The sequence below is a fragment of the Streptosporangium sp. NPDC001559 genome (assembly GCF_042893955.1).
GTDB lineage: Bacteria > Actinomycetota > Actinomycetes > Streptosporangiales > Streptosporangiaceae > Streptosporangium.
The window spans coordinates 138437-145763 of sequence record NZ_JBIAVG010000007.1; the positions used below are offsets into that span (position 1 = coordinate 138437).

Genomic DNA, 7327 nt, shown 5'->3' on the forward strand with positions numbered 1-7327 from the left:
CCGAACCGGTGCGAACCCGGTGCTCACTCCAGCGAGGGTGAGCACCGGCGCCTCGCCGGCGCACCACTGCCTGACGTGCGATCGCCGGCGAGCGAGGCTCGTTTCCGCCGTCCTCCGGTGGCGTCCCGACCAGGCATAACGCGCTCGTTGTCTGGGGCGGGTGATCGGCCGGATGCTCCACCTGACTGCTCCCTGCCGGGGGCGTGGAAGCCGCTCAGGCGGCATGGCCGGTCGTGTCAGGTACCGGTCGCCCGATGTCGGCGGGCGTCGGCGATACTGTGGGCGTGGAGTACGTGTCCAGAGTGCCGCGACCGCCGCTGGACGGGCTGATCGACGACCTTTACTACTTGGAGGGCGCGCCACCGTACGCCCGGCTGACGCTGCCGCCGATGCCGGCGGCGTTGCTCATCGTCAACCTCGGGGCGCCGTTCCGCATCCGCGCCGGCACCGACATCGAAACGGCCGAGTACGCCGACGGCTGCGTGGTCACCACGCCCACCCGCGCGTTGGAGTTCGGCTATCCACTCCGGACCCGGTCCGTCGGTGTGCACTTCAAGCCGTGGGGGCTGGCGCCGTTCCTGCCGATGCCCGCCGCCGAGCTGTGTGACCGGCCGGTGACGGTGGAGCAGGTTTGGGGCCGGCCCGCCATCGCTGAGCTGCGAGACCGGCTGGCCACGGCGGACGGACCGCACGAGATGCTGACGCTGCTCGAGGAGGAGCTGATGCGACGGTTGCGCGAGACCGCAGGCCTGGGGCTGGTCCGCCATACGAGCAGCGTCATCGCGGCGACCAGCGGGGCGGTGGCGATCGGCGACCTGAGCGTGACAGCCGGTGTCAGCAGCACTCATCTGGTACAGCGGTTCAGAAGGCTCATCGGCGTCACACCGAAGCGGCTGGCCCGCACCTACCGCTTCGCCGCCACCGTGCTCGCGATCAACCCCGCCGGACCGATCGACTGGGGCGACCTCGCCGGTGGCGCGGGCTACTTCGACCAGGCCCACTTCGGCCACGAGTTCCGGGCGTTCACCGGGCTCACGCCGACCCGGTACATCGAGGTCCGGCGGCGGTTCCTGCTCGAACATCCCGGCCACGCGCTGGATGGTTGGCCACTGCCGGCCGATTGATTTCTTACAAGAGCGACGGCTCACGACACGCTAATTTGGGGCACCCCAAAACAGAGGAGAGCCCCGTGGGCAAGGTGGTCATGTACAGCTCGGTGTCGGTGGACGGTTTCGTCGCGGACGAGAATGACCAGCCCGGACCGCTGTTCGACTGGTTGTCCAGCGGTGACGTCCCGTTGGACGAGAGCGGCGAGCTGCAGGTCTCGCAGACCTCCTACGACTACACCCGGCCGTACTGGGACCAGATCGGAGTCACGATCGTCGGCCGTCACGTCTTCGACCTGACGGACGGCTGGGACGGGAAGCCTCCGGGCGGCATCGACCATGTGGTCGTCGTGTCGCACCGGCCGATGCCTGAGGGCTGGGACCCCGAGGCGCCGTTTCACTTCGTCGACGGCGTCGAGGCAGCCATGGCCAAGGCGCAGGAGCTTGCGGGTGACCGTATGGTCGAGGTCGCCGCCGGTGACGTCGGTGGCCAGATGCTTGCCGCGGGCCTGATCGACGAGGTGCGCATGGACGTCGTACCCGTCGTGTTCGGGTCCGGCAAGCGCTACTTCGGGTTGGTCCACGCGCAGCACCTGCTGGAGGATCCTGACGTGGTGATTCAGGGCAACCGGGTGCTTCACCTGCGCTATCGGGTGCGCCGTTGATCGATCTGAGCGGGTGCGCGAAGAGACCAACTGCGAACGGTGACACAAGATCGGACCTCCGGCCGCGTTCGCGTGTCGCTATCCCCGATCGGGTAGCCGACGCCGATCCGCCCCGGCACCTCACCTGCGGGGGTTGCCGTAGTTTTCGCGGAAAATCGGGCGGATACAGTCTCAGCCCAAAGTGCCTCGTCAGTGGTGAGGGCATGAAGGGCGCCGTCCGCAACATCATGGCGGCCGTCTCGCTCGGCGCCGCCGGGGTTGATCTTGCTGATGTGCCGCCGGGCGAATATCTCGTCACCGAGTTCCCCACGTACCCGGGCCCGGCGTCGCCCCGTCCAAGGGGACGGAGACGCGCGACGGGCCGGACGAGGGGGCCGTGAGTCGCACGGGGGCACGGGCCCGATGGTGGTACGTCGGCACTCTGATCCGGTCTGCGACCGTCGGCGGCTTTATGGTCCGCACCTCGTCTCTTGCCCGGAAGGTGTTTTCCGCGGCGGGGTGCCTCACGGGCGGCCCCTTGCTTTGTCGATTCAGATGGGTTCCGGCTGCATGGGCCGGCTCCATTTCGGTGTCCAGACGCCGCTGTTGGGGCGGCCGGGACACGTGGCGATGAGATGGCGGCGTAGCGCGGTCAAGGAGGGGTGGGCGTTGTGGGTACGCCAGATCAGCGAGTGGGGGTAGAGCGGGGTCGGGTCTTTGAGGGGGATGCGGCGCAGGTCGTGACCGCCGGGCCACACTAGGGGAGTCTGTTCGCTGACAAAGGTGGCCAGTTCCGTGGAGTCGGCGATGGTGTCGAGCAGGGGCTCGATACCGAAGTCCGGGCCGACCGAGTCGATGATGACGCCGAAGGTGGCGGCGAGTTCGTCGTAGTAGGCGGCCCACTCGGTGCCGGGCAGGTTGCCGGGCATCCAGATCCGTCGTCCGGCGAGCTGGGCGGGAGTGAGCGCGGGGGCGTTCGCGAACTCGTGTCGCGGTCCGGTGAACAGGTGCAATGGTTCGTCGAAGACGGGAGTGGCTCGCACGCCGCGAGGCAGCTCCCGGCCCGGCATGGTCACAGCACGGAACGTCGCATCGATCGTCCCGTCCCGGACCGCGGCGATGGCCGTGTCGGAGTCGAACAGCGTCACGACGTCCAGCTCGATCTCGGGATGGGCGCGATGAAAGCCGCGCAGCAGTCCTGTCAGGGAGAGCTGGCGGCCGATCACGTCGACGCGCAGTGCCCGATGGCCTGGCCGAACAGCCGCGACGGCGCGTTCAGCGGAGTGGAGGAAGGTCCGGGCGTGGGGCAGGAACGCCTGCCCGTCGATGGTGAGCCGCGCTCCGCGGGCGTCACGGGTGAAGAGCCGGACACCGAGTTCCTTCTCCAGCGCGGCGACGCGCTTGGACACGGCCTGCGGCGTGATCGACAGATCAGCGGCGGCCTCCTGGAACTGTCCCGCATCCACGACGGCGACGAAGGTGCGCACGGCCGTGACGTCCATGCGGCCCATCCTAGGCAGACAACCAAACGTTGATCCTGGCAGGCATGATCGTTGTTTGATTCCTGCGTACTTCGATCGCTTTGATGATTCCGATCAACCTCCGGTTGATCACCTGTCGTATCCGGTGGGGCCGTCCAACGGTTACGACCCGAGCGTCTCCCCGTAAGGAATCCTCATGCCTGACCAAGGCCGTCTCTACGTCCGCACTCCCGAGTTCGCGCGGGTGGCCGAGCGGATCGAACACGTGACCACGCTCACGTCACGGCTCAACGTCCTGCCCTTCGACGACAAGGCCACCCGCGCGGCCCTGCTATCCGAGATCGTCGGCAAGCAGGTCCCCGCCTCCGTCACCGTCTATCCGCCCTTCTACACCGACCACGGGCTCGGCATCGACTTCGGCGAGCACGTCTTCGTCAACCAGGGCTGCACCTTCCTGGACCAGGGCGGCATCCACCTGGGCAACGGAGTCTTGATCGGCCCGAAGACCAACCTCATCTCCTCTGATCACCCCCTCAAGGCGCTTGAACGAAGCGAATTCATCACCCGGGCGCCCATCACGATCGAAGCCAACGCATGGCTCGGCGCGGCGGTAACGGTTCTCCCCGGTGTCACGATCGGACGTGGTGCCGTGGTCGGCGCCGGAGCCATTGTCACGAAGGATGTTCCCCCCAACACCTTGGTGACCGGACCGGCCGCGTTCACGCGCAAACAATGGAACGACTGAGCCCGAAAGTCGCGGCCTTGGTCGGCTACCAGGCCAAGCCGTCGGTGTATGAGGCCCCCGGGTGGTTGTGTGGCTTGCGCGAACCACAGGTTGACCTTCATCGTGCAGGTCGCGCGTGAGTTCCGCCTCGCAGGGGTGCCGTTGAGAAACGTACGGTGAGCCGCCAGAGCTGGATCATTGTTCTGGCTGCGTGTGCGCCCCTACGGCGAGGTACGGCTGGACGTCAACGACTGGCCGGACATCGGCGCCTCACCACCGGATGCGCGATACCCACCAGATGATCGGCGAGCGCTGACCGTTTAGGGCAGGCCGATGTGCTGGGGGTGGGTAGCGCTCGGCGGGGTCAGGCCGATAACACCATGGACGCCGTAAGAGAGGCCGGGACGCCGCTCCGCTTCGGCCCCTGCTGTCGCACGCGCTATGCCGACTGTCGTATCGCATGGTCAGGAGCAGTGTGAGTCCCCACGGTGAGCAACACCCCGAGCCGCCTGAGCTGCCTGAGTCGTCCGCGCCGGGTGGTCACGGCCTGCCGCCCGAGCAGATCGCCGCGGCCCAGGACGGGGCGCGCGGCTGGGTGCGGCAGGCCGCGTCCCGGTCCGCGCAGGGGGTGGGCTGGGCGAGCCCGAGGGCGCTGCTGGCCGTGCTGTGCGCGAGCGCCCTGGCTCCCCTGGCCTTGGCCGAGCCGGGCCTGGCGGTGGCGGCGGCCGGGATCAACGTGGTCGGCTCGGTCGGGGCGAACCTGCTGTCGGACATTGTCGGCGCCTCCCTGGCCGCCGCCCGTGCCAAAACCAGCCCCAGAACCCCCGGTGACGTGCACGCCGACGACCAGGCCGACACGGGCGACGACAAGGTGTCGGCCGCACAGCTGGCCGACCGGGTGCGGCAGGTGGAGCGGGAACTGACGGGCAGGTTGGAGAAGGCCCTGCGGGCCGGAGACGCGCACGCCGAGGCGCTCGCCGAGACGTTGGGGAGGGTGCTGGCCGAGATCGAGGTCACCCAGGTGGTGATCGGTGAAGCACTCGTCCGGGGAGACGCCCGGCTGCTGGAGCAGATGATGGAGGCCTTCGCCGAGCTCGGCCGGCAGAACGCGGCGCTGGCACCGATGCTGGGACGATTGGACGCCGCCGCGGCCCGGATCCAGCAGACCCTGTATCGGCAAGATGCCGAGCATCGCTTCGACCGCACCCAGACCCAGCAGCAGATCGCCCTGCTGGCGGTGATCCGCGAACAGCTGGGCGAACTGGCATCCCGGCCGCCCGGCGGCGCCTTCGCTTCGGCACCGGGCGTGAGCGGTACGGCGTGGGCGGGCGGGTGCCCGTATCAGGGGCTGGAGCCGTTCGGTCCGGCCCAGGCGGGCCTGTTCTACGGCCGCGGCCAGGCCACCGCCCGGCTGACGGCGATGGTCACCGTCCCCCGCGGCGGTGGGCTGATCGTGGTGATCGGGGCCTCTGGGGAGGGCAAGTCCTCCCTGCTGCACGCCGGACTGCTGCCTGCGCTGACCGCCCCCGCCCTCGCCCCCACCTCCTCGCCCGTCTCGTCCGCCGGTGGCCCCGGTGGCGGCGCGGAGTGGGTGCCGGTGACCTTCACCCCCGGGCAGCGGCCGCTGCAGGAGTTGGCCACGCAGTTGGCGGTGCGCTGTGGCGCCGACCCCGACGCCGTGCTGACCGAGCTAGGCCGCGACCCGTCCCGGGCTCGGGAGCGGGCCCACCAGGTGCTGGCCGCTGCACGGATCCGCCGCCATCAGCAGGGCGCGAGCGGTGACGGCCCGCAGCGCCTGGTCGTGGTCGTCGACCAGTTCGAGGAGCTGTTCACCCTGGCCTCGGGCGAGCACGCCGGGGAGGCGGAGACATTCGTCGCCGCGCTGGAGGCGATGACCGTCGGCGCCGGAAGCGGAGCCGCTCCGGAGGCCTCCGCCCTGCCGGGACGCTCGGCCGGTGAGCAGGCGGGCAGACCGGCACCTGGGGTCGTGGTGGTGGCGATGCGCGGAGACTTCGTCGAGCGATGCGCCGCTCACCCGGTGCTGGAGCGGGCGCTGCAGGAGCGGATGTTCGTGCTGGGCCCGATGAATGAGCCCGAACTGCAGCGGGCGATCACCGGCCCGGCCGCCGCGGCCGGGGTGATGGTGGAAGACGGCCTGGCCGAGCAGGTGGTGCGGGAACTGGTCGGCCACCTGCGCCTCCCCGCGGGCGGGATCGGTCTGACGGGGCTGACGGGAGCGTTGCCGCTGCTGTCGATGGCGATGGTGCGCACCTGGGATCAGCGCGAAGGCGGGCGGCTGACCCGGCAGGGCTACGACCGCTCCGGCGGCGTCGCCTCGGCTGTGGAGGCCACCGCCAAAGAGGCCTTCGACTCTCTCACCCTCCGGCAGCAGGCCATCGCCCCGCGCTTGATCCTGGCGTTGACGATCACGGGCGCCGACGGGCAGGCCATCCGGCGCCGCGCCACCATGGGTGAGCTGGCCGCCTTGTGCGGGCCCGAACCGCCTGAGCTGGCCCGGCAGATCGTCGAGGTGTTCACCGCCGCCCGGCTGATGGTCACCGGTCCTGTGCTCCGGCACCCCGATCCCGCCCAGAGGACGGAGGTGGTATCCGCCGATCCCGCATCGAGCGCCACCGTCGGCATCCCTCCGGCGCCTGAGGCTTCTGAGAGGGCAGGGGTAGCCGACACGGTCGAACTCGCCCACGACGTATTGCTGACCGCCTGGCCACTGTTGCAGGACTGGCTGGCCGGCGAGCGCGCGGACCGGGCCCTGCACGGGGAGATCGTTCAAGACGCCGCCGAATGGGAGCGGCGCGGCCGGAACACGTCGTTCCTCTACCGTGGGGTCCGGCTGCAGGAGGCCGACAAGGTCGTCGCGCGCTGGCAGGCCGAGCCCGGCCGCTACGTCGGCTTCGACCTGCCCGGCCCCGCCGTGGCCTTCCTGCGCGCCGGCACCCGCGCCGCCACCCGGACCCGGCGCCGCTGGCAGGGTGTATTCACGGTGCTGGCCGGGCTGCTGGTGGTCGCGATCATCACTGCGGTGACCGCCGTACGCTTCGGCCAAGACGCCACCCAGCGAAGTATCCAAGCCCTGTCTCGCCAAATAGCCACCCACAGCCGATCTTTGCCCGGCGACATTGTGACGTCGGCACGACTCTCCGCCGCAGCATGGGCCGTCGCCCATACCGACGAGGCACGGGCGAGCATGGCCGCGCTCCTCAGTCAGCCTGCGCGCGCCGTTCTGACCGGCCACACCGACGTGGTGATGTCGGTGGCGTTCAGTCCGGATGGCACCCGCTTGGCCACCGCCGGATGGGACAGGACGGTGCGCGTCTGGGATGCGGCCACCGGCAAGCAGATCGGAGATCCGCT

Annotated in this window: 6 protein-coding genes; 4 read left to right on the forward strand and 2 right to left on the reverse strand. The window is 69.8% G+C overall.

The features are described 5' to 3' along the window. Window positions 1–284: 284 nt before the first annotated feature. Both ACFYY8_RS17605 and ACFYY8_RS17610 read left to right on the forward strand, forming a co-directional pair. On the forward strand, window positions 285–1124 hold the full coding sequence (locus ACFYY8_RS17605) for a helix-turn-helix domain-containing protein (protein ID WP_390041897.1): 840 nt from the start codon (window positions 285–287) through the stop codon (window positions 1122–1124). A 65-nt stretch (window positions 1125–1189) separates the two neighbouring features. Further along, window positions 1190–1771, forward strand: coding sequence for a dihydrofolate reductase family protein (locus ACFYY8_RS17610; protein ID WP_390041899.1), 582 nt, complete (start codon window positions 1190–1192; stop codon window positions 1769–1771). A gap of 530 nt (window positions 1772–2301) precedes the next feature. On the opposite strand, the gene ACFYY8_RS17615 is transcribed toward ACFYY8_RS17610, so the two are convergent. After that, window positions 2302–3252, reverse strand: coding sequence for a LysR family transcriptional regulator (locus tag ACFYY8_RS17615; RefSeq protein ID WP_390041902.1), 951 nt, complete (start codon window positions 3250–3252; stop codon window positions 2302–2304). 175 nt (window positions 3253–3427) lie between these two features. Between ACFYY8_RS17615 and ACFYY8_RS17620 the strand changes: the two genes are divergently transcribed. Next, on the forward strand, window positions 3428–3976 hold the full coding sequence (locus ACFYY8_RS17620; protein WP_390041904.1) for a sugar O-acetyltransferase: 549 nt from the start codon (window positions 3428–3430) through the stop codon (window positions 3974–3976). 519 nt (window positions 3977–4495) lie between these two features. On the opposite strand, the gene ACFYY8_RS17625 is transcribed toward ACFYY8_RS17620, so the two are convergent. Continuing rightward, the gene (locus ACFYY8_RS17625; protein ID WP_390041906.1) at window positions 4496–4729 is read right to left on the reverse strand and encodes a hypothetical protein; all 234 of its coding nucleotides are present in this window, start codon (window positions 4727–4729) and stop codon (window positions 4496–4498) included. A gap of 58 nt (window positions 4730–4787) precedes the next feature. Between ACFYY8_RS17625 and ACFYY8_RS17630 the strand changes: the two genes are divergently transcribed. Then, window positions 4788–7327: NACHT and WD repeat domain-containing protein (locus ACFYY8_RS17630; protein WP_390041908.1), on the forward strand; the 2540-nt coding region annotated here is incomplete at its 3' end.

Excerpts from the sequence above, each read along its gene's own strand:
- ACFYY8_RS17615 (WP_390041902.1), bottom strand. The coding sequence starts at position 3,252 with ATGGACGTCACGGCCGTGCGCACCTTCGTCGCCGTCGTGGATGCGGGA.
- ACFYY8_RS17620 (WP_390041904.1), top strand. The coding sequence starts at position 3,428 with ATGCCTGACCAAGGCCGTCTCTACGTCCGCACTCCCGAGTTCGCGCGG.
- ACFYY8_RS17625 (WP_390041906.1), bottom strand. The coding sequence starts at position 4,729 with ATGTCCGACAGCAGGTTCGCCCCGACCGAGCCGACCACGTTGATCCCG.